This is a genomic window from Pseudomonas sp. LF-5, assembly GCF_037626295.1.
GTDB classification, from domain to species: Bacteria; Pseudomonadota; Gammaproteobacteria; order Pseudomonadales; family Pseudomonadaceae; genus Aquipseudomonas; species Aquipseudomonas monsensis.
In genome coordinates, this window is record NZ_JARKMT010000002.1 from 960,735 (window position 1) to 982,953 (window position 22,219).

The 22,219-nt window shown below is 60.3% G+C and carries 19 protein-coding genes and 1 tRNA gene; 12 read left to right on the forward strand and 8 right to left on the reverse strand.

Features of this window, described 5'->3' with window-relative positions; genetic code table 11:
• The first annotated feature begins 9 nt into the window (after positions 1-9).
• The 3 genes from PseuLF5_RS11460 to PseuLF5_RS11470 all read left to right on the forward strand — a co-directional run bounded on the left by PseuLF5_RS11460 (position 10) and on the right by PseuLF5_RS11470 (position 4,443).
• Positions 10-453 (forward strand): chemotaxis protein CheY, encoded by a 444-nt coding sequence (locus tag PseuLF5_RS11460; protein ID WP_128614570.1) that lies wholly within the window; start codon positions 10-12, stop codon positions 451-453.
• A gap of 135 nt (positions 454-588) precedes the next feature.
• On the forward strand, positions 589-1,215 hold the full coding sequence (locus PseuLF5_RS11465; RefSeq protein WP_340133560.1) for a response regulator transcription factor: 627 nt from the start codon (positions 589-591) through the stop codon (positions 1,213-1,215).
• 9 nt (positions 1,216-1,224) lie between these two features.
• On the forward strand, positions 1,225-4,443 hold the full coding sequence (locus PseuLF5_RS11470) for an ATP-binding protein (RefSeq protein ID WP_340133561.1): 3,219 nt from the start codon (positions 1,225-1,227) through the stop codon (positions 4,441-4,443).
• A gap of 4 nt (positions 4,444-4,447) precedes the next feature.
• Here the strand turns inward: PseuLF5_RS11470 and dkgB are convergent, their stop codons facing one another.
• Entirely contained in the window at positions 4,448-5,251 is an 804-nt protein-coding gene (gene dkgB, locus PseuLF5_RS11475; RefSeq protein ID WP_340133562.1) for a 2,5-didehydrogluconate reductase DkgB, read from the reverse strand.
• Positions 5,252-5,467: 216 nt separating this feature from the next.
• Complete coding sequence (locus PseuLF5_RS11480; RefSeq protein WP_340133564.1) at positions 5,468-6,376, reverse strand: LysR substrate-binding domain-containing protein; 909 nt, start codon at positions 6,374-6,376, stop codon at positions 5,468-5,470.
• A 104-nt stretch (positions 6,377-6,480) separates the two neighbouring features.
• On the opposite strand from PseuLF5_RS11480, the gene PseuLF5_RS11485 reads away from it, so the two are divergent.
• The 4 genes from PseuLF5_RS11485 (at position 6,481) to PseuLF5_RS11500 (ending at position 10,458) form a co-directional block, all read left to right on the forward strand.
• The gene (locus PseuLF5_RS11485) at positions 6,481-7,347 is read left to right on the forward strand and encodes a pirin family protein (protein ID WP_340133565.1); all 867 of its coding nucleotides are present in this window, start codon (positions 6,481-6,483) and stop codon (positions 7,345-7,347) included.
• Between the two features lie 85 nt (positions 7,348-7,432).
• Complete coding sequence (locus PseuLF5_RS11490) at positions 7,433-8,116, forward strand: isochorismatase family protein (RefSeq protein ID WP_340133566.1); 684 nt, start codon at positions 7,433-7,435, stop codon at positions 8,114-8,116.
• A 56-nt stretch (positions 8,117-8,172) separates the two neighbouring features.
• On the forward strand, positions 8,173-8,799 hold the full coding sequence (ycaC, locus tag PseuLF5_RS11495; RefSeq protein ID WP_340133567.1) for an isochorismate family cysteine hydrolase YcaC: 627 nt from the start codon (positions 8,173-8,175) through the stop codon (positions 8,797-8,799).
• A 216-nt stretch (positions 8,800-9,015) separates the two neighbouring features.
• Positions 9,016-10,458, forward strand: a complete 1,443-nt coding sequence (locus PseuLF5_RS11500) for a mechanosensitive ion channel domain-containing protein (RefSeq protein WP_186744702.1) — start codon at positions 9,016-9,018, stop codon at positions 10,456-10,458.
• 10 nt (positions 10,459-10,468) lie between these two features.
• Here PseuLF5_RS11500 and PseuLF5_RS11505 read toward each other — a convergent pair whose 3' ends face one another.
• Positions 10,469-11,050 (reverse strand): GNAT family N-acetyltransferase, encoded by a 582-nt coding sequence (locus PseuLF5_RS11505; RefSeq protein WP_123463457.1) that lies wholly within the window; start codon positions 11,048-11,050, stop codon positions 10,469-10,471.
• Positions 11,051-11,178: 128 nt separating this feature from the next.
• On the opposite strand from PseuLF5_RS11505, the gene xth reads away from it, so the two are divergent.
• The 3 genes from xth to PseuLF5_RS11520 all read left to right on the forward strand — a co-directional run bounded on the left by xth (position 11,179) and on the right by PseuLF5_RS11520 (position 14,635).
• Positions 11,179-11,973: an exodeoxyribonuclease III gene (gene xth / locus PseuLF5_RS11510; protein ID WP_123463455.1), complete on the forward strand. Its 795-nt coding sequence runs from the start codon at positions 11,179-11,181 to the stop codon at positions 11,971-11,973.
• Positions 11,974-12,073: 100 nt separating this feature from the next.
• Entirely contained in the window at positions 12,074-12,901 is an 828-nt protein-coding gene (locus tag PseuLF5_RS11515; protein ID WP_340133568.1) for an arylamine N-acetyltransferase family protein, read from the forward strand.
• A 210-nt stretch (positions 12,902-13,111) separates the two neighbouring features.
• Positions 13,112-14,635 carry a nucleobase:cation symporter-2 family protein gene (locus PseuLF5_RS11520; protein WP_123463452.1) on the forward strand — a complete coding sequence of 508 codons (1,524 nt, stop codon included), beginning with the start codon at positions 13,112-13,114 and terminating at the stop codon, positions 14,633-14,635.
• 119 nt (positions 14,636-14,754) lie between these two features.
• Here PseuLF5_RS11520 and PseuLF5_RS11525 read toward each other — a convergent pair.
• Positions 14,755-14,830: transfer RNA gene (locus tag PseuLF5_RS11525), tRNA-Asn, on the reverse strand.
• Positions 14,831-15,050: 220 nt separating this feature from the next.
• On the opposite strand from PseuLF5_RS11525, the gene PseuLF5_RS11530 reads away from it, so the two are divergent.
• A complete protein-coding gene (locus tag PseuLF5_RS11530; protein ID WP_123463450.1) occupies positions 15,051-15,281 on the forward strand; it encodes a hypothetical protein in 231 nt (76 codons plus the stop codon).
• Here the strand turns inward: PseuLF5_RS11530 and PseuLF5_RS11535 are convergent.
• Together PseuLF5_RS11535 and PseuLF5_RS11540 are read right to left on the reverse strand one after the other, a co-directional pair.
• Positions 15,278-15,478: a hypothetical protein gene (locus PseuLF5_RS11535; protein WP_340133569.1), complete on the reverse strand. Its 201-nt coding sequence runs from the start codon at positions 15,476-15,478 to the stop codon at positions 15,278-15,280. The genes PseuLF5_RS11530 and PseuLF5_RS11535 overlap by 4 nt on opposite strands.
• A gap of 224 nt (positions 15,479-15,702) precedes the next feature.
• Positions 15,703-16,899, reverse strand: a complete 1,197-nt coding sequence (locus PseuLF5_RS11540) for an amino acid aminotransferase (RefSeq protein ID WP_123463448.1) — start codon at positions 16,897-16,899, stop codon at positions 15,703-15,705.
• 337 nt (positions 16,900-17,236) lie between these two features.
• Here PseuLF5_RS11540 and uvrB point away from each other — a divergent pair, with 337 nt between their 5' ends.
• The gene (uvrB, locus tag PseuLF5_RS11545; RefSeq protein WP_123463446.1) at positions 17,237-19,252 is read left to right on the forward strand and encodes an excinuclease ABC subunit UvrB; all 2,016 of its coding nucleotides are present in this window, start codon (positions 17,237-17,239) and stop codon (positions 19,250-19,252) included.
• A 210-nt stretch (positions 19,253-19,462) separates the two neighbouring features.
• Here uvrB and PseuLF5_RS11550 read toward each other — a convergent pair whose 3' ends face one another.
• Both PseuLF5_RS11550 and PseuLF5_RS11555 read right to left on the reverse strand, forming a co-directional pair.
• Positions 19,463-20,953, reverse strand: a complete 1,491-nt coding sequence (locus PseuLF5_RS11550) for an MDR family MFS transporter (protein WP_177490498.1) — start codon at positions 20,951-20,953, stop codon at positions 19,463-19,465.
• 49 nt (positions 20,954-21,002) lie between these two features.
• The gene (locus PseuLF5_RS11555; RefSeq protein WP_222833289.1) at positions 21,003-22,052 is read right to left on the reverse strand and encodes an HlyD family secretion protein; all 1,050 of its coding nucleotides are present in this window, start codon (positions 22,050-22,052) and stop codon (positions 21,003-21,005) included.
• Positions 22,053-22,219: the final 167 nt, after the last annotated feature.

Sequence of the window (22,219 nt, forward strand, 5' to 3'; positions counted from 1 at the left end):
AGATTGACCATGATCAACAAAGCCCTGCGCATCCTTATCGCCGACCCGCAGCATTTTTACCGGATGAACACCGAGCGACTTTTCAATAACCTCGGTTACTACCGGGTTGCGCCGGTGCAGACCCTCGCCGAGTTGCTGACCCTGGTCGATTACGGCTGCGAACCCTTTGACGCCGTAGTGATCAACGCCGACCTGGCGACCGGAGCGCTGGACCTGCCGGGGTTTTTCCTGAACAACCCGCAGGTTCGTCATGCGTTGATCTACAACGAGGCTTCGGCGCCGTTGCAGACGGCCCTGGGTTTTGCCCAGGACAACGTGCAGATCAGTCATGCGGCGTCGCCCGGCGCCTCGGCGATCAAACAGTTGATGGCGCTGGTCGATGCCCCCGACAGGTCGCGGGATGCGCCGGTCTGGCAGCTGGAGTCGGGCGCTCGGCGTCGGGCTTATGCATAGAATGTCGCTGGCGGCAACTGTCAGACCTGACAGGTGATTCACTCGCTGATTCGTGTAACAGTCCTTGCGCAGCCACTGCGTCCGGATCCACTGACGCCGTTGGTCTTTTCGCCAGGTTTGTCATCGGGAGTGGACATGAAGTCAGCGCTGATCGTCGACGATCATCCGGTCGTACGGGCCGCCATCCGGATCGTGCTGCAAGCCGAAGGTTTCAAGGAAATTCACGAAGCGTCCAATGGCAACGAGGTGGTGGCGCTGATCCGCGAGCATCAGCCGAAACTGGTCGTGCTGGACCTGCGTTTGCCGGCACTCGACGGGCTGGAGGTGATGACGCGGATCAGGGCCAACGATCTTGATTGCCGGGTATTGGTGTTCAGTACCCACGATCCGTTGTTTTATCAGGAGCGTTGCCTGCGGGCCGGGGCGATGGCCTATGTCACCAAGACCAATCAATTGCAACAGCTGCACAAGGCCATCCAGGCCGTGATGTCCGGCTACACCTATTTTTCCGCACTGCCTGAAAGCACCAGCACATTGAATGCCGTGCAAATCACCGAAAAGCAGATGATCGATCAGCTCTCTGACCGTGAGCTGAACATTTTCGAACAATTGGGGCAGGGCAAGCCGAACAAGACGATTGCCGAGGACATGCACCTGAGCCATAAAACCGTCAGCACCTATAAAACCCGGCTGATGAAAAAGCTCGGGATCAGCTCGGCGGTGCACTTGCGTGACTTCGCCAAGCGCAATCATTTGATCTGAGCCAGACACATGAAGCTCGCAGGTGGTGTTGTCTGGCTGTGGCTGATGGTGGCGGGGGCCTGCTGGGCGAGCGAGGCGCCACCGGTACTGGACATCCTCACCCGCAGCGGTCTGGAGCATGTCCAGCTGCCCCTGGACGAACAGGACCGGCAATGGCTGCGCGAGCATCCCGTATTGCGCATGGGGATTTCCGGGCCCGACTACCCGCCGTTCGAGATCAGTCGCAATCAACATGAGCTGGAAGGGCTCACGGCTGACTACGCTGACCTGTTGGCGCAACTGCTCGGCGTGCGGATCGAAGTGCGCCGGTACGCCGACCGGGAGGCGCTGATGAGCGCGCTCAAGCGCGCAGATCTCGATCTGTTGGGCACCTCCAATTCGTTTGAAACTGCCGACCCGGACATCGTTCTGTCCCGCGCCTATGCCGAAGATCAGCCCATGCTGGTCACCCGGTTCGACGAACTGTTAACGATGGGCCTCGAAGGCAAACGCGTCGCCATGGTCGAAGACTATTTGCCGCTGGCGAATGTACAGGCGTTATACCCACGCGCACGAATACAGCGTTATGCCTCGGCGATGGATGCGCTGGGGGCCGTGGCGTTTGGCGCAGAAAACGTTTATCTGGGCGATCTGATCAGCGCCAACTACTTGATCAACACCAATTACCGCAACGACCTGCACCTGGCCGGGCCGGCGGGGCTTGACGCCAACCCCTTCGGTTTTGCCTTGTTGCGCAGCGATGTGCGCCTCAAACGCATCGTCGACAAGGCACTGGCGGCGATTCCCGGCGAGCAGCGGCAACGCATTGAGCTGCGCTGGAGCGCCGGTCCTGCCGAGATGGCGGGGCAGTCCCGGGTCCAGCTCAGTGCGACCGAGCAGCAATGGCTGGATCAGCATCCGCTGGTGCGGGTCGGCGCCATCGAAGATTTCGCGCCGCTGACTTTTTTTGATGCCGACGGCCGTTTCAGCGGGTTGGGCGCGCAACTGCTGAACCTGATCAGCCAGCGCAGCGGGTTGCAATTCGCGATCGTGCGCGGTGCTTCGCTGGATCGCCAGATCGAGCAACTGAAGGCCGGCGACCTCGATGTGTTGCCTGTAGTGACGCCCAGCAGTGAGCGCGAAAACGAGCTGCAATTCACCCGCGCCTACCTGAACAATCCGTTTGTGCTGGTCAGTGCGGTAGCGGCGCAGAGTCCGCGCACCCTCGACGATCTGGTGGGCAAACGCGTGGCGATTTATCGCGGTCACCCGTTACGCAACTATCTGCTGGAACGGGTACCGCGCATTCGTCTGGTCGACGTCAGAAGCCCTGCCGAAGGCATGGAGTGGATTGCCAAGGGCCAGGTCGATGCGACGGTGAGTTCATTGCTGGTTGCGCGCTTTCTGATTGCCCACCAGTACCGCGAGCGCCTGCGCATCATTGGCACCGTCGGCGACCAGCCGGCCCGCATTGCCCTGGCCACTGCTCCGCAGGCGCCGCTGCTGCATTCGATCCTGAACAAGGCCCTGCTGAGCATCGCCCCGCAACAGATGGACGAACTGGTCGAACGCTGGGGCAATGATGTGGTGGTGGAGGACAGTTACTGGCTGCGTCATCGCCGCACCATTGTGCTGGGTTTTGCCGGTGCGGCGGGTCTGTTGGTGCTGGCGCTGGGCTGGATCGGTTTTCAGCGCTGGCAGATTCGTCAGCGCCAGCAATGGTTGCAGCAATTGCAGGATGCCAAGGACATCGCCGACGACGCCAATCGGGCCAAGACCACGTTTCTGGCAACCATGAGCCATGAAATCCGTACACCGATGAACGCGTTGATCGGCATGCTCGAACTGGCCCTGAAGCGGGCCGAAGAGGGCGTGACCGATCGCCTGGCGATTCAGGTGGCCTCCAATGCCGGGCAGCAATTGCTGGCGCTGATCGGCGACATTCTCGACATTGCCCGCATTGAGAGCGGGCATTTGTCCATCGCCCCGGAACGGGCCAATCTGCGTGAACTGGTGGTGTCGGTCTGTCGGGTATTCGAAGGCCTGGCCCGGCAGAAACGCTTGCTGTGGCACATCGAACTCGATGCACACAGCGACGTTGAGGTGTTGATCGACCCGACGCGTTTCAAGCAAGTGCTGTCGAATCTGCTGAGTAACGCGATCAAGTTCACCGACACCGGCGAGGTGAGCTTGTGGCTGGCGGTAAGGCCCTCGACGGCCGAGCGACTGGCGGTGAACGTGGTCATTCAAGACAGCGGCATCGGCATCGCAGCACAGGATCGGCAGCGGCTGTTCAACCCGTTCGTCCAGGCGCGCAATAGTCCCCAGTCGGCGCGCAGCGGCTCCGGACTGGGCCTGGTGATCAGTCGCACGCTGTGCGAAATGATGGGCGGTACGTTGCGCCTCGATAGCGAGCCGGGCCAGGGGACGCAGGTGGAGGTCAGCCTTGAGCTGGCAGTATTGACGGCACTGGAGCAGCGCCCCGCGACGCCTGAAACACTGCGCGAGGCATCGTGCTCGCTGCAGGTGCTGGTAGTCGACGATCATCCGGTGAATCGGCTGTTGTTGTGTTGGCAACTGAGTGAACTGGGGCACCGCACGGTCGACACCGAGGATGGTCATGAAGGTCTGGAACGCTGGCGGGCGCAGTCATTCGATGTGGTGATCACCGATTGCAACATGCCGCGGCGCAATGGCTATGAACTCGCCCAGGCCATCCGTGCCGAAGAGACTACGACGGGGCGTCGGCCCTGCCTGATCCTCGGGTTTACCGCCAATGCCCAGGTCGAGGAGAAGCGTCGCTGCCTTGCGGCGGGTATGGACGAATGCCTGTTCAAACCGATTCGCTTGCACGATCTGGCACAGGCGCTCGAGGGCGCCAGTCATGACGGCGGACAGCTTGAACCCACCGAGGACATTGTTCCGGTAGACATTGATCTGAGTACGCTGGAGCAGATGGCCGGCGAGGATCACGCGCTGATTGCGCGTCTGCGCGAAGAAGTGTTGAACAGTCTGCATCACGACCTGCAACGCCTTGAACGGCTGAGGCCCGGGCGGGATCCGGAAGGGCTGCGCGAGCTGGCGCATCACATCAAGGGCGCCGCCCGCATGGTCGGCGCGGCGCGGCTGGTGGCGGCGTGCGACGAACTTGAGCAGGTCAGTCGCGGCGCCGATACCGAACCTGTAGTCAGGGCGGTCCGTGTGTTGCGCGAGGCCATGAACGCTCTCGCGCAGCGTCTTCAGGCCTGAGCGATCAATCCCAGACCGGCGCAATGCCTTTCGGGCTGGTCAGGCGATGACCGCGTTCCAGCGTGGCGATCTGCGCCATGTCCGCGTCACTCAGGGGCAGCGCAACGGCCCCCAAATTGCTCTGCAGGTTGGCGCGTCGGGTTGACGATGGAATCACCGCATACCCCGATTGCATGGCCCAGGCCAGGGTGACTTGTGCCGGTGTGGCCTGCAGGCGTTCGGCGATTTGCTGGATCAGCGGGTCTTTCAGGACTTCGCCATACGCGAGGGTCATGTACGAGGTGATGTGGATGCCCTGGCTTTTGGCAAACTCGACGACTTTGCGGTTTTGCAGGTACGGGTGCAGTTCGATCTGGAGGGTGGCAATGTTGTCGGCGCCCACGGCTTCAATCGCCTGTTGCATCAGTTCGATGGTGAAGTTGGAGACACCGATCTGCCGGGTCAGGCCCAGACGCTTGGCTTCCAGCAATGCCCCCATGAATTCGGCGACCGGCACCTGATCGTCAGGCGATGGCCAGTGGATCAGTGTCAGATCGAGGTAGTCGGTCTGCAGTTTTTGCAGGCTTTCCTTGAGGCTTTCGATCAGGCGATCCCCGGCGAAATTGGCGATCCAGATCTTGCTGGTGATGAATAACTCATCGCGCGCAATGCCGCTGGCGGCGATGGCCTCGCCGACCTCGGCCTCATTCTCGTAAATCTGTGCGGTGTCGATGGCCCGATAGCCGAGCTCAAGGGCGGTGCTCACCGAATCGATGACCACCTGACCTTGCAGGCGAAACGTACCCAGACCAAAAGCGGGAACAGACATTGATGACTCCAGGGTTGCAGTGGGAATGGGCCGGAGTATCCGCGTCGGCTTCCTTGAGAAAAACCGCCGGTGAGGCAAAGCACTGTTGAGCAGAAGTCACGAATCAACCAAAGGACTTGTGTTGTCTGGACTGGCCTCTTCGCGAGCAAGCCTGTCCCCGCACAGGAAGGTGGTCTCGTGTGGAGGGGGCTTGTTCGCGAAGGCCGCATTACCGGTTCAAGCGATATCGCTGCGCGCAAACTCCTCCCCGAGAAAATCAATCAACGTACGCACCGACGGCAATAACCCGCGCCGTGACGGAAAGATCGCATGCACGATTCCGCATTTCGGCGCCCAGCCCGGTACCAGTTCCACCACGCGTCCGGCGGCGATGTCTTCACGTACCACCACGCTCGGCAGATGCGCCACACCCACCCCGGCGATCACCGCCTGGCGCAAGGCAATCAAGTCATCGGTAACCATCCGCGGGGTATGCCGAATCACCGCCGTATTGTCATTCGGTCCGAACAGTTCCCATTGATACTCCCGTTGCGCGGCCCCCCAATGCAGGCTGGGCAAGCCGTTGAGATCAGCGGGCGAGGGCGGTGACGAGAGGCGCTCGAGGAATAGCGGACTGCCCACCACCGACTGGGTGCTGTTGCCGAGCACTTTCATCACCATGTCGGTGTTTTCCAGCGGCGGAAAACGCACGCGCAGTGCGATGTCGAAGCCTTCGTGTAACAGATCGACCCGGCGGTTGGTGCTCTCGATAAACAGCTCCACCAGCGGGTACTTGAGCATGTAGCGCGTGAGCATCGGCCCGACCCAGGAGTTGAGCAGCGCCGTCGGGCAACTCAGGCGCACCAGGCCTTGCGGCTCCGAGCGGTTGCGCTCGATCAGTTCGGCGGCGCTTTCGGCCTCGACACGCATGGCCAGGCAGCGCTGGTAATACGCCTGGCCGATTTCGGTCAGGGAACAATGCCGGCTGGTACGGTGCAGCAGGCGTACACCGAGGCGTTCTTCGAGTTCGGAAATGCGTCGGCTGAGTTTCGACTTGGGCATGTCCAGCGCCCGCCCGGCGGCGGCGAAGCCGTGATGTTCGACCACTTGGGTGAAGTAGTAGAGGGTGTTGAGGTCTTCCATCATCGTTCTCCAAATAGAACGCTAAAGCCGATTTTTGCAGTCTAGTGCATTAATGGTCACGGATTTAAGCTTAATCCATCGCGTCACTCACCCTATTGGAGACAACCATGAAAAACATCATCGGTATCTACACCAGCCCGCGCGGCCACTGGGTCGGCGATGGTTTCCCGGTTCGCACGCTGTTTTCCTACGACAACCTGGGCAAACACATCAGCCCGTTCCTGCTGCTCGACCATGCCGGTCCCGCGCATTTCACCCCGACCACCGAGCGACGTGGCGTGGGTCAGCATCCGCACCGTGGTTTTGAAACCGTGACGATCGTGTACGAGGGCGAGGTGCAGCACCGCGACTCCACCGGCAGTGGCGGCACCATCGGCCCGGGCGATGTGCAATGGATGACCGCCGCTTCCGGGATCCTGCACGAGGAGTTCCACTCGGATCGCTTCGCCAGAACCGGCGGCAACCTGGAGATGGTCCAGTTGTGGGTCAACCTGCCGGCCAAGGACAAAATGGCCGCGCCGGGTTACCAGACGATTCTCGATGGCGACATCCCGAGCATCGCCCTCAAGGACGACGCCGGCCATCTGCGCCTGATCGCTGGCGAATTCGATGGCCGCAAAGGGCCGTCGCGCACCTTCACCCCTATCGACGTCTGGGACCTGCGCCTGAATGCCGGCAAGTTGCTGACGCTGGATCTGCATGAAGGCCGTAACACCGCGCTGGTGGTGTTGAAAGGTTCGCTGCAGGTCAACGGCCTGGAGTCGGTGCGCGAAGGGCAGTTGGCGCTGTTCGAGCGTAACGGCCATCAGTTGACCCTCGAAGCCAGCGAAGACGCCGTGGTGTTGCTGCTCAGCGGCGAGCCGATCGACGAACCGATCGTCGGTCACGGCCCGTTCGTGATGAACACCGAGCAGGAAATCCACCAGGCCTTCGCCGACTTCCAGTCCGGCCGCTTCGGCCAGATGCACGCTTAACGCACAATCACTGCGCTCTACACAGGACGCGTAGGCCGTTTCGAGGGCCAGGGATGGCTGTTGCCCAAAGAAAGAGGAAACGCCCATGAGCACGATCAATGCTGCGAATTTCAATGGCCAGAAACCGACCATCGATCCCGACGACACCGCCATGTTGTTGATCGATCACCAGAGCGGCCTGTTCCAGATCGTCAAGGACATCGATGTACCGCAACTGCGCGCCAACGCGGTGGCGCTGGCCAAAGCCGCGACCTTGCTGAACATACCGGTGATCACCACGGCGTCCGTACCGCAGGGGCCGAACGGGCCGTTGATTCCGGAGATTCACGAGGCCGCGCCGCATGCGCAATACGTCGCCCGTAAGGGTGAAATCAATGCCTGGGACAACGCCGAGTTTCATGCGGCAGTCAAAGCCACCGGCAAGAAAACCCTGGTGATCGCCGGCACCCTGACCAGCGTTTGCCTGGCGTTCCCATCCATCGCCGCCGTGCATGAAGGCTACAAAGTGTTTGCCGTGGTCGACGCCTCCGGTAATCACTCCAGACTGGCCACTGATCTGACAGTTGCCCGTCTGTCCCAGGCCGGTGTGGTGCCGATCGACATCATGGCTACGCTTTCCGAGCTACAAGGCTCGTGGAACCGTCCCGATGCCGAGCAGTGGGCGGCGGTCTACGCCCAGGCCATGCCGCATTATCAGTTGCTGATCGAGAGCTACCTCAAGGCTCAGCAAGTCGCGAACGAACACGAAGTGCTGGATTCCCAGCGCTGATTGTTTCATCCACGCCGACCCGAAGTCGGCTCAGACAACACGCGAGGATTACTGCAATGACCACTCAATACAAACGTCTGGACAAAAACAACGCTGCGGTGCTGCTGGTCGATCACCAGGCCGGCCTGCTGTCGCTGGTGCGTGATATTGAACCGGACCGCTTCAAGAACAACGTACTGGCGCTGGCCGATCTGGCCAAGTACTTCAAGTTGCCGACAATCCTGACCACCAGTTTTGAAACCGGCCCGAACGGCCCGCTGGTGCCGGAACTCAAGGCACTGTTCCCAGAGGCGCCGTACATTGCCCGTCCTGGCCAGATCAACGCCTGGGACAACGAAGATTTCGTCAAGGCGATCAAGGCGACCGGCAAGAAGCAGTTGATCATCGCCGGCGTCGTGACCGAAGTCTGCGTCGCCTTCCCGGCACTGTCGGCACTGGAGGAGGGGTTCGATGTGTTTGTGGTGACCGATGCTTCCGGCACGTTCAATGAACTGACCCGCGAATCGGCGTGGAACCGCATGTCCAGTGCCGGTGCGCAGTTGATGACCTGGTTCGGCCTGGCCTGCGAGCTGCACCGCGACTGGCGCAACGATATCGAAGGGCTGGGTACGTTGTTCTCCAACCACATCCCGGACTACCGCAACCTGATGACCAGCTACAGCACCCTGACCAACGGTCAATAACTCAAGTCATGCAATAACTGCAGGAGTGAGCCTGCTCGCGATGGCGGTGGGTCAGTCAGAGAGATTTCGACTGATACCCCCCCCATCGCGAGCAGGCTCAATCCTGCATGGGTTTGTGGTGTTTTTGGGTGCGGGTTCATCCGCTGAAATCAATTGCTCCTACACTTGCCCAATCTGTGCGATCTTCTCGCGATTGGCCCCCGTCGGAGTTGTTTGATGCTGTCTCTGCTGAGCGAACATCCGTTGTTTTGCGCGTTGATCCTGATCCTCCTCGATCTGGGGCTGTGGCGCCTGATCAGCTCCCGTGGCAGCGAGTGGAAGCTGCTGGTGCGGGTGCTGATTTTCAGCCTGTTCAGCGCCGTACTGTTCAACGAAGGCCTCAACCCGATGGAGCCGGCGCCGTGGGCCGACAACGTGCCGCTGCACCTGGCGGCGACCGGTTTGCAGATCGGCTGGTGGTTGTTCGGCGCTCGCACCCTGACGGTGTTGATCGGCGCGGTAATGATGCAGCGGGTCGGGCACACCGGGCGCTTGTTGCAGGACTTGCTCGGCGCGGTGATTTTCCTGATCGCGATTATCGCAGCGCTCGCTTATGTGCTGGATCTGCCGGTCAAAGGCGTGCTGGCGACGTCCGGCGCGCTGGCGATCATCGTCGGTCTGGCCTTGCAGAGCACGCTCAGCGACGTGTTCTCCGGGATCGTCCTCAACACCACCAAGCCCTATCAGCTGGATGACTGGATCTCCATCGACGGCACCGAAGGCCGGGTCACCGACATCGACTGGCGCGCCACGCGTCTGCAAACCAGTCAGGGCAGCATGGCGGTAATCCCCAACTCACTGGCGGCCAAGGCCAAGATCATCAACTTCAGTCGACCGAGCAACATGTTCGGTGTGGCAGTCAGTGTGCAGGTCAGCCCTCATGCCCGGCCCAACTCGGTGATCGACGCACTGGAGCGGGCGATGCAGGGCTGTCGCCAGTTGCTCGACACGCCGGCGCCGAGCGTCGCGTTGAAAAGCTCCGGCAGCAGCGGCGCGGAATACGAAATCAGCGGGTTCGTCGCCTCGATGGGCGAGAAACGTGTGGTGCGCAATCAACTGTTCGATCTGGCTTATCGGCACTTGCAGGCGTCCGGGGTGAACCTGCTGTCCAGCGATGAAAGCAACGCGCCGACGAACCTTTCGCGGCCACGGGCGTTGCTCGACAGTTCACCGATTTTCTCGACCTTGCGTCAGGAAGAAAAAGACACCTTCAGCCAGAACATGACCCTGCAAACCTTCCGCGCCGGCGAGCAGATTCTGGGGGCGGGCGAGGTCAGCGATCACCTGTTCATCATCGAATCCGGAGTGGTCACCGTGACCTTGATCCGTCATGGCAAACCGTTCGAATCCGGACGCATGGGGCCGGGGGAAGTGATTGGCGAGGCCGGTATTCTTTCCGATTCATCGGTGCCGGCCACCTTCGCCGCGAAAACGTTCTGCGCCATGTACCGTATCGAAAAATCCTATTTGAAACCGTGCCTGGACGCTCGTCACGACATCAGTGAAGCGATGAAAACCCTGCTCGATTATCGCCTGCACAAAGCGCAGACCCTGACGCAGGACGAGCCCGTGGTCGTGGCGAAAAAAGGCTTTCTGCAGTGGCTGCGCCATCGCGTGTGAACGACGGGCCTCAGGCGTAAGCGGCGAGTTTCTGTTCCAGGTGCAGGCGCACCTGTGGCCACTCGTCATCAATGATGCTGAAACGCACCGAGTTGCGCTTGCGCCCGTCGGGCATGATCCGTTCATGGCGGACGATGCCTTCCTGCTGCGCACCCAGACGCAGGATCGCGTTGCGTGACTTCTGGTTGTTTTCGTCGGTGGTGAATTGCACGCGCACGCAGTCGAGCAGGTCGAATGCGTGGCACAGCATCAGGTATTTGGCTTCGGTGTTGACGAACGACTTCTGCCAGCGCGCCGCGATCCAGCTGCTGCCGATTTCCAGCTTGCGATTGAGTCGGTCGATCTTCCAGAAGCGGGTCGAGCCGATCACCTCGCCGGTGTCTTTCAATACGATGACAAATGGCATGACCGTACCGGCTTCGCGGCCATCGAGGGCCTTTTTCAGATAACTGTCGATGGTCGACGCCGAAGGCACCACGGTGACGGTGAGGTTCCACAGTTCGCCGTCAGCGGCGGCATCGAGCAGGGCGGCGGCGTCGGAATATTGCAGCGGGCGCAGAAGGATGCGCTGACCTCGCAGCGTGGTTTGCATGGATTCAGGTCTCGGCAGTGCGGGCGAAGGGCGAGCGCCTATTACGCCGCAGCGCAGTGATCCGATGCAACCTGCGCGAGGGGCACACGGTCACAATTTTTACATGCCTTGGGCAGGAGCCTCAGCCGATGAAAAACCTGCGGATCGCCACCTACAACGTCAACGGCCTGCGCGCACGGCTGCCGAACCTGCTGGACTGGCTCAAGCGCGAACAGCCGGACATCGCGTGCCTGCAGGAACTCAAATCCGTCGATAGCGCGTTTCCTGTCGCCGAGCTGGAAGCCGCCGGGTATGGCGCAATCTGGCAGGGTCAGGCGTCGTGGAACGGCGTGGCGATTCTTGCCCGCGATGCGCAGCCGCTGGAGAGCCGCCGTGGGTTGCCCGGCGACCCCGATGACAAGCACAGCCGCTATCTGGAAGCCGCAGTGCATGGAGTGCTCGTCGGGTGCCTGTACTTGCCAAACGGCAACCCGCAGCCGGGGCCGAAGTTCGACTACAAACTGGCCTGGTTCGAGCGCCTGATCCGTTACGCCAAGGACCTGCAAAGCAGCGACCACCCGGTGGTGCTGGCCGGCGACTACAACGTGGTGCCCACCGACATGGACATCTACAACACCCGTTCATGGCTCAAGGACGCGTTGCTGCAACCGCAAAGCCGTGAGTGCTATCAGCGCTTGCTCGATCAGGGCTGGACCGATTCGCTGCGGCATCTGTATCCCGAAGATCGGCTGTACACGTTCTGGGATTACTTCCGCCAACACTGGCAAACCAACTCCGGGTTGCGCATTGATCATCTCTTGCTCAACCCGGCGCTGAGTCCGTATCTGCACGAGGCTGGCGTAGACGCCTGGGTGCGCAACGAACCGCACGCCAGTGACCATGCGCCGACGTGGATTCGCATCGGTTCGCGCAAGAAACGCTAGCAGGTGATTGGCGAAATCAATTGTCGAAAACAGTGCCTGATCCCGTATACATGGCGACCATTAACGCAGTGATCTGCGGCCCATGCAAAAGGACTGAGCAATGAGCGAACCACGCCTGACGAATCTGAAGCTGTACCTGCAACGCCTGGGTTTCGATACGCCGCCTGCACCGACCCTGAACACCCTGCGTCAGCTGCAATTACGTCACACCGGCGCCTTTCCCTTCGAGAACCTGGCCACGATCACTGGCGCGCCGGTGCTGATTGATCTCGCCTCTATTGAACAGAAGGTATTCGACCATGGCCGTGGCGGGTACTGTTACGAACTCAATCACCTGTTTTTCGCCCTGTTGCTTGAACTGGGCTTCGATGCTCGCGCCATCAGCGGTCGGGTGGTGATGAATCAACCCGAAGGCAGCTGGACCGCCCGTACTCACCGCTTGAGCCTGGTGACCCTCGACGGCGTGCGTTACATCACCGACGTCGGCTTCGGCGGCATGGTGCCAACGGCACCGCTGATCCTCGACAGCGAACACGAGCAGTCCACGCCGCACGAACCCTACCGCATCGAAAAACAGACCGATGGCTACATGCTGCGCGCCAGGGTGGCGGGTGAGTGGCGGTCGATGTACCTGTTCGATCTGCAACGCCAGGAAGACATCGACTACACCATCGGCAACTGGTACGTATCGACCCATCCGCAATCACCGTTCACCCAGCGCCTGATGGTTGCGCGCACCGGTGACGGCTGGCGCAAGACGTTGAACAACGGCAGCTTCGCGCTTCATCGCGTGGGCGCCGAGAGTGAGCGCCGGGAAGTGGCGGATGTCGATGAGTTGATCGCGTTGCTGGCTGGCGAATTTGATCTGCGCCTGCCTGATCTTCCGCATGTGCGGCATGCCCTTGAACGGATGATCGTCCCGGCCTGAGGTCGCCGTGAACACTTCACACGAGTGCTCACATCCACAGTGACAGGAGGGAATGTGTTGCCGGATTTGTGGGCACTGGCAGCAGCGGGCTAGCAGGATGGGTGGCTACCTGGCCATTATGTGACCAATAAGTTGTATACAACTCTATGGACATTTGTCACGAGTATTGAATACAGTGTGCGCATAACAAAAACCAGGGAACCCCCCACCATGAAAACGCCCCATGTTTCACACCAACGGCCCGAGGACGAAAATCTCGGGGTCGGCGCGAATATGGCTTACGGCCTGCAACATGTTCTGACCATGTATGGCGGTATCGTCGCGGTGCCACTGATCATCGGTCAGGCTGCCGGGCTGTCGCCGGCGGACATTGGTTTGTTGATTGCTGCTTCATTGTTTGCGGGGGGGCTGGCGACACTGCTGCAAACCCTGGGTCTGCCGTTTTTTGGTTGTCAGTTGCCGCTGGTGCAGGGCGTGTCGTTCTCCGGCGTGGCGACCATGGTCGCGATCGTCAGCAGTGGCGGCGAGGGCGGCTTCCAGTCGGTGCTCGGCGCGGTGATTGCGGCGTCCTTGATCGGTTTGCTGATCACGCCGGTGTTCTCGCGCATCACCAAGTTCTTCCCGCCGTTGGTCACCGGCATCGTGATCACCACCATCGGCCTGACGCTGATGCCAGTGGCCGCACGCTGGGCCATGGGCGGTAACAGCCATGCCCCGGACTTCGGCAGCATGCAGAACATCGGTCTGGCGGCGGTCACACTGGTGCTGGTGTTGCTGCTGAGCAAGGTCGGCAGTTCGACCATCTCGCGTCTGTCGATCCTGTTGGCCATGGTGATCGGCACGGTGCTGGCGGTGTTCCTTGGCATGGCGGATTTCTCCAGCGTCACCACGGGGCCGATGTTCGGCTTCCCGACGCCGTTCCACTTCGGTATGCCGACTTTCCACTTCGCCGCGATCCTGTCGATGTGCATCGTGGTGATGGTGACTCTGGTAGAGACTTCGGCGGATATTCTCGCGGTCGGTGAAATCATCGGCACCAAGGTCGATTCCAAGCGCCTGGGCAATGGCTTGCGGGCAGACATGCTGTCGAGCATGTTTGCGCCGATCTTCGGTTCCTTCACTCAAAGTGCTTTCGCCCAGAACGTCGGGCTGGTGGCGGTGACCGGGATCAAGAGCCGTTACGTGGTCGCCACTGGCGGTATCTTCCTGGTGATTCTCGGTCTGCTGCCGTTCATGGGCCGGGTGATTGCCGCCGTACCGACGTCAGTATTGGGTGGCGCCGGTATCGTGCTGTTCGGTACGGTGGCGGCAAGCGGTATTCGCACGCTGTCGAAGGTGGATTACCGCAACAACGTCAACCTGATCATCGTTGCCACCTCGATCGGCTTCGGCATGATCCCGATTGCCGCGCCGAACTTCTACGATCACTTCCCGAGCTGGTTCGCGACCATTTTCCATTCGGGCATCAGCTCGTCGGCGATCATGGCGATCCTGCTCAACCTGGCGTTCAACCACTTCACTGCCGGCAACTCGGACCAGCAGTCGGTGTTTGCCGCGGCGGAAGAGCGGACCCTGCGCTATCGTGATCTGGCAGCGTTGCGTGAAGGCGATTACTTCAGCGACGGCAAGCTGCATGACTGCGATGGCAAGGAAGTGCCGGTGATCGAGCCTGATGATCACGATCATGGGCAAGGTGCGCCGAAGGTGCATGCCAAAAGCGGTGAGCATGTCTGACGGCTGCCTGTGAATAGAAAAGGGCCGATCTGTTAAGCGCAGATCGGCCCTTTTTGTTTGATCTTTTCGAGCGCCCACAAAAAAGCCCCTGAATCTTTCGATTCAGGGGCTTTGCTATTTGGCTCCACAACCTGGACTCGAACCAGGGACCCAATGATTAACAGTCATTTGCTCTACCAACTGAGCTATTGCGGAATTGGTGCGTATGTTACTGATTCAAAAAGAGAAGTCAAGCATCGGTTATAAAAAACACTGAATCTTCTGGATGGGCGGTGACTTGTCAGCGATTGGCGGTTACCAGAACTGCAGCAGAGGTCTACCATGGCCGCCCGGAAGTGGTCACACGCGCTGCCGGCCATTCGCCGAAAAAGGTCCGCGCCATGAACCATTTGTCCCGCAACAGCGAGGTGTTCGCATGAGCATCGCGCAAATCAGCCTGCCCAAGGGCGTCGGTCCCCACGCCGAAAAACTCTTCGATGCAATCACCCAGGCCAGCACCGCTGAGGAATTGAACCGCGCCGGTGGCAAGGCTGAAGGTTTTGTCCTGGGCCTTGAAAGCACCAAGGCGATCAAAAGCCAGATCGCCGAATCGCTGTACGTCGTTTATGACGACGCCGCGAGTCAGCGTGCGACCGAACTGGCTTAACTGCCGAAGGTGATGGTGCCCATCATCAGTTTGGCGTAAGCCGCAGTGGCTGCGAGTTGCACCAGCCACAGGACCAGGCCGCCGAGGAAGACGCCGGTGGCCACTTGCAGCACCAGGCTTTTTTCGCGTTTGGCCGTGGTGCGCGGGATGAAGTCATCCAGGTCGTCACGGTCGGCGCGCAGGTTGTCGTTTTTCATATCTGATCTCACAAAATTCTGGAATGTACTCATCACCTGTGGGAGCGAGCTTGCTCGCGAAGGCGTCATGTCAGTCGACAACGATGTTGAATGACAGATCGCTTTCGCGAGCAAGCTCGCTCCCACATTTGGACATGTGTGCAGTTTAGAGGGGATAGGGATTGTTTCGTGACAATAAAAAACGGGAAGCCGCAAGGCTTCCCGTTTTTCATCGCAAAGCGTAATCAGATGACCTGAACGATCGCATCCGTCACAGCCTTGATGTTGCTCTGGTTCAGCGCCGCCACGCAGATGCGGCCGGTGTCCAGGGCGTAGATGCCGAACTCGTTACGCAGGCGATGCACTTGTTCAGTGGTCAGGCCGGAGTAGGAGAACATGCCGCGCTGACGACCGACGAAGCTGAAGTCGCGGCCCGGGGCTTTTTCCGCCAGCAGGGCAACCATCTGCTCGCGCATGCCACGAATGCGCAGACGCATTTCCGCCAGTTCGGCTTCCCACTGCGCGCGCAGTTCCGGGCTGTTCAGCACAGCGGCGACGATGCTTGCACCGTGGGTCGGCGGGTTGGAGTAGTTGGTTCGGATCACGCGCTTGACCTGCGACAGCACGCGCGCGCTTTCTTCTTTCGATTCGCTGATGATCGACAGGGCGCCAACGCGTTCGCCGTACAGCGAGAACGACTTGGAGAACGAGCTCGAGACGAAGAAGGTCAGACCGGACTCGGCGAACAGGCGCACAGCGGCGGCATCTTCGTCGATGCCGTCACCAAAGCCCTGGTAAGCCATGTCGAGGAACGGCACGTGACCTTTGGCCTTGACCACGTCCAGCACGTTGTTCCAGTCGGCCGGGGTCAGGTCGACGCCGGTCGGGTTGTGGCAGCAGGCGTGCAGGACAATGATCGAGCCGTTCGGCAGGGCGTTGAGGTCGTCGAGCATGCCGGCACGGTTCACGTCGTGGGTGGCGGCGTCGTAGTAACGGTAGTTCTGCACCGGGAAACCGGCGGTTTCGAACAGCGCGCGGTGGTTTTCCCAGCTCGGGTCACTGATTGCCACAACAGCGTTCGGCAGCAGTTGCTTGAGGAAGTCAGCACCGATTTTCAGTGCGCCGGTTCCGCCGACGGCCTGAGTGGTGATGACGCGACCGGCGCTGATCAGCGGCGAGTCGTTACCGAACAGCAGCTTCTGTACGGCCTGGTCGTAGGCAGCGATGCCATCGATCGGCAGGTAACCGCGCGAAGCGTGTTGAGCAGCACGAACGGTTTCGGCTTCGATCACGGCGCGCAGAAGTGGAATTCGCCCCTCTTCGTTGCAGTAAACGCCAACGCCCAGGTTGACCTTGGTGGTCCGGGTATCGGCGTTGAAAGCTTCGTTAAGGCCCAGGATTGGATCGCGGGGTGCCATTTCGACAGCGGAGAACAGGCTCATTATTACGGCGGCTCTGAATGGAGAGTGGAGGGACGTGTAGCGCTCCAGCCGAATGCACTAGAGCGGTGCACAAACGGGGAGCTAGTATAGAGGCCATCACTGAGCAATGGCGACAGCGGAATCGGCATTTCGGGTAAGTTTTTCCGATTATTTCTTGACCGTTAGTCGATTGACCCTGTCAGAGACTTTGCTGGATGTAGGACGTTTACCTTGAAAGCCGAGGCAATCGACTCCACATTGAGCACAATCCAGGTTTTTTCTTGCGCGACATCGGTCGTTTGCGGTCGTCCCCGTGGTGTTCCGCTTTGCTCGGAACGCTGCGATCCCAGAGGTGTGTATGTCCGAATTCCAGCTAGTCACCCGCTTCGAGCCCGCCGGCGATCAGCCGCAAGCCATCCGCCAATTGGTGGAGGGCATCGAAGCCGGGCTGGCGCACCAGACGCTGCTCGGTGTGACCGGCTCGGGCAAGACGTTCAGCATCGCCAATGTCATCTCTCAGGTACAGCGTCCGACGCTGGTGCTGGCGCCGAACAAAACCCTCGCTGCGCAACTGTACGGCGAGTTCAAGGCGTTCTTTCCGAACAATGCCGTCGAATACTTCGTTTCGTACTACGACTATTACCAGCCCGAAGCCTATGTGCCGTCGTCCGACACCTTTATCGAGAAGGACGCGTCGATCAACGACCACATCGAGCAGATGCGCCTGTCTGCGACCAAAGCATTGCTGGAACGCAAGGACGCGATCATCGTCACCACGGTATCGTGCATTTACGGTCTGGGCAGTCCGGAAACCTATTTGAAGATGGTGCTGCACGTCGATCGCGGCGACAAACTCGACCAGCGCGCACTGCTGCGGCGTCTGGCCGATCTGCAATACACCCGCAATGACATGGATTTTGCCCGGGCAACCTTCCGGGTGCGCGGCGATGTGATCGACATCTACCCGGCGGAATCCGATCTGGAAGCGATCCGCATCGAGCTGTTCGATGACGAGGTCGAAAGCATTTCCGCATTCGACCCGCTGACGGGCGAAGTCATCCGCAAGATGCCGCGCTTCACTTTCTACCCGAAGAGTCACTACGTGACGCCACGGGAAACCCTGCTCGACGCGATCGAACACATCAAAGTCGAATTGCAGGAACGCCTTGAGTACCTGCGCAGCAACAACAAACTGGTCGAGGCTCAGCGTCTGGAGCAACGCACCCGTTTTGACCTGGAAATGATCCTCGAGCTGGGCTACTGCAACGGCATCGAAAACTACTCGCGCTACCTGTCCGGACGTCCGGCCGGTGCTGCACCACCAACGCTCTACGATTACCTGCCGGCCGACGCCTTGCTGGTGATCGACGAATCCCACGTCAGCGTGCCGCAGGTCGGCGCAATGTATAAGGGCGACCGCTCACGTAAAGAGACGCTGGTGGAATACGGCTTCCGCCTGCCGTCGGCGCTGGACAACCGGCCGATGCGCTTTGATGAGTGGGAAGGGGTCAGCCCGCAGACCATTTTCGTCTCGGCGACACCGGGCAACTATGAAGCCGAGCACGCCGGGCGGGTGGTTGAGCAAGTGGTGCGGCCGACCGGTCTGGTCGACCCGCAAGTCGAGGTGCGTCCGGCGCTGACTCAGGTCGATGACCTGCTCTCGGAAATCACCAAGCGCGTGGCGGTCGAGGAGCGGGTGCTGGTCACCACGCTGACCAAGCGCATGGCCGAAGACTTGACCGATTACCTCGCCGACCACGGCGTGCGCGTGCGTTATCTGCACTCGGACATCGACACCGTCGAGCGGGTCGAGATCATCCGCGATCTGCGCCTGGGCACGTTTGATGTGCTGGTGGGGATCAACTTGCTGCGCGAAGGCCTGGACATGCCGGAAGTGTCGCTGGTGGCGATCCTCGATGCGGACAAGGAAGGCTTCCTGCGTTCCGAACGCTCGCTGATCCAGACCATTGGCCGTGCGGCACGTAACCTCAACGGCAGGGCGATTCTCTACGCCGATCGCATGACCGGTTCGATGGAGCGGGCGATCGGTGAAACCGAACGTCGTCGCGACAAGCAGATCGCTTTCAACCTTGCGAACGGCATCACGCCCAAAGGCGTGTTCAAGGACGTTGCCGACATTATGGAGGGCGCCACCGTGCCGGGTTCGCGCAGCAAGAAGCGCAAGGGCATGGCCAAGGCGGCCGAAGAAAGCGCCAAGTACGAGGCCGAATTGCGCTCGCCGAGCGAGATCGCCAAACGTATTCGCGCACTGGAAGAGAAGATGTATCAGCTGGCGCGGGATCTGGAGTTTGAAGCGGCGGCGCAGATGCGTGATGAGATTGCCAAATTGCGCGAGCGGCTTTTGGCTGTTTGATTGATGTTGCCTGATAGGGCCTCATCGCTGGCAAGCCAGCTCCCACAGGTTTCTTTTGGTGCTCACACATTTCGTGTACACCATCAATCCCTATAGGAGCTGGCAAGCCAGCTCCTTGGTTTCCTTTGGTGCTCACACATTTTGTGTACACCATCAATCCCTGTGGGAGCTGGCTTGCCAGCGATAAGGCCGCTACAGGCGGCACAAAAATCAGTGGGCTTCCCCAGCCTTCAGCCCTTGCGGCAATTTCTTGGTCAACAGAATGGCCAGCATGCTGATCCCCAGCGCAATCCCGACAAAGTGAAACGCATCGTTGTAGGCCATGATCGCCGCCTGCTGATGGACGATCTCACTCAACTTGCCCAACGCCGCCGTGTCGCTGCCAAACCTGTCGGTCATTGACGCCAGGCGCTCAGCCACCTGCGGATTGGTCGGCACCACCGCCTCGCGCAAATAATCGAAGTAGGTCTTGGTCCGCGCATCCAGCAGCGTCGCGAGCAGAGCAATGCCAATCGCACCGCCAAGGTTACGCAGGATATTGAACAGGCTCGACGCCGACCCCGCGTCCTGCGGCAGGATGTACGCCGTGGCGATCAGGGAAATGGTCACCATGATCAGCGGCTGGCCGAGGGCGCGGATGATCTGGATCTGATTGAACTGCGGCCCGGCAAAGTCCGGGTTGAGCACCCCCGACGAAAAACTTGCCAGCCCGAACAGTCCGAAGCCCAGCGTGCACAGCCATTTCGGCGACACGAACTTCATCAGCTTCGGCACCAGTGGAATCAGAAACAGCTGCGGCACGCCCATCCACATGATCACTTCGCCGATCTGCAGGGCGTTGTAGTTCTGGATCTGCGCCAGATACAGCGGCAGCAGATAAATCGAACCGTATAGCCCGACGCCCATGCCGAGGCTGGAAATACTCGAAAGGCCGAAGTTGCGATTGCGCAGGATGCCGAGATTGATCAGCGGATTGGGCCTGGAAATCTGCACGATCACAAAGGTGATCAGGCTGATGAGGGCGATGCTGCCCAGAGTCACGATCAGGTTCGATTCGAGCCAGTCCTTGCGGTGGCCTTCTTCGAGAAATACCTGCAGACAACCGAGGCCGACACCAAGGGTGAGGATGCCGGTGTAGTCGGTGCTTTTCAGCAGTTCCCAGTGCGCTTCCTTCTTCTCCAGCCCGTACATCAGCCCGGCGATCATGATCAGCCCCGGCGGAATGTTGATGTAGAAGATGTACTCCCAGCCCCAGTTTTCCGTGAGCCAGCCGCCCAGTGTCGGGCCGATGGACGGGGCGAACGTCGCGGTCATGGCGAACATCGCCATGCCTTTGGCGCGGTGGTGCTCGGGGAGTTTGATCAGGGTCAGGGTGAACGCCAGCGGGATCAGCGCGCCGCCGGTGAAACCCTGCATGGCACGAAACACGATCATGCTTTCCAGGCTCCAGGCCATCGAGCACAGCAGCGACGAAACCAGAAAACCCAGCGACACCCACACTGCCAGCCGCCGCGCCGAGAGCAACTGCACCAGCCACGCGGTCAGCGGGATCATGATGATTTCCGCGACCAGGTACGAGGTGGAAATCCACGAGCCTTCTTCCAGCGTCGCCGAGAGTGCGCCCTGAATATCTTTCAGCGAGGAGTTGGTGATCTGGATGTCGAGTACCGCCATAAAGGCGCCGAGCATCACGCTCATCACCGCGATCCAGTCGCGCCGGGTCGGTTCACCGACCGGGCGGATCAGCGAATCACCGGCCATTGTCCGGGGCGTCTTTGATGTTCACGGTGGCGGTGACTGACATGCCCGGGCGGATCTTGCCGTGCAGCGGGTTGTCGGCCTTGAAGGTCAGTTTCACCGGAATTCGCTGTACGACCTTGGTGAAGTTGCCGGTGGCGTTGTCCGGTGGCAACAGGCTGAACTGCGCACCGGAGGCGGCGAACAGGCTGTCGACCCGCGCTTCGATGGGGGTGTCGCTGTAGGCGTCGAAGGTCAGCTCGGCTTTCTGTCCGGGCTGCATGTGGCCGATCTGGGTTTCCTTGAAGTTGGCCTGAACCCAGATGTCTTCATCGGGGACGATCGACAACAGATAGGCGCCGGCCTGTACGACCTGGCCGTTGCGTGCGGCGCGCTGGCCGACCAGGCCACTGATCGGCGCATGGATTTCGCTGCGGGTCAGGTTGAGTTCGGCCTGGGCGAGATCGGCGCGGGCGTTGGCGATCTGTGCGTCTAGGCGCTTGATCTCGGCGGTCAGTGCGTTGACTTGCTGGCGTTGACTCTGCGCATCGGCCTGGGCTTTGGCCACCTGCGAGCGGGCGATGTGGGCATCGGCGGAAAGGGTGGTTACCCGTTCTTCGGAAACGTAGCCGGGTTTGCGCAAGGTTTCCGCACGCGACAGATCCATCTGCGAACGGCCGAGGGTGGCTTGGGTGGTCGCCACTTGCGCGTCGCTGGCGGCGATCAGGCTCGATTGCTGGGTCAGTTTGCTCTGCGCCTGCAAGCGCTCGGCCTCGCGGGTAGCGAGAGCCGCATTGGCGCGATCGACAGCGAGGCGAAAGTCATTGGGCTCAAGGCGCACCAGTAACTGGCCTTTTTCCACGTGTTGATTGTCCTGCACCATTACTTCGTCGATGCGCGCGCTCAATTGGCTGGAGACGCGAGTGATTTCGCCCTGGACATAGGCGTTATCGGTGCTTTCATAAAAGCGCCCCTTGAAAAACCAATGGGCGAAGAAACCCCCGGCAATCAACAGAACCAGCAGCAGGAAAATAAACAGGCGACGCTTGAGTTGGGCAGGCATGGGCAAACTGTAGTCGAGGAATTGTAAGGAAAGGTATCAGTACGCGAATCTGGCACGAAGCCGATAAACGGTAAATGCCATCCGCCGATATTCAGCCATTCACCGCGCTGTATGGGCGTTCCAGCCGCAAACTTGGCTTAAATGCCCTGCCCGCTGGAGCGGGGCGG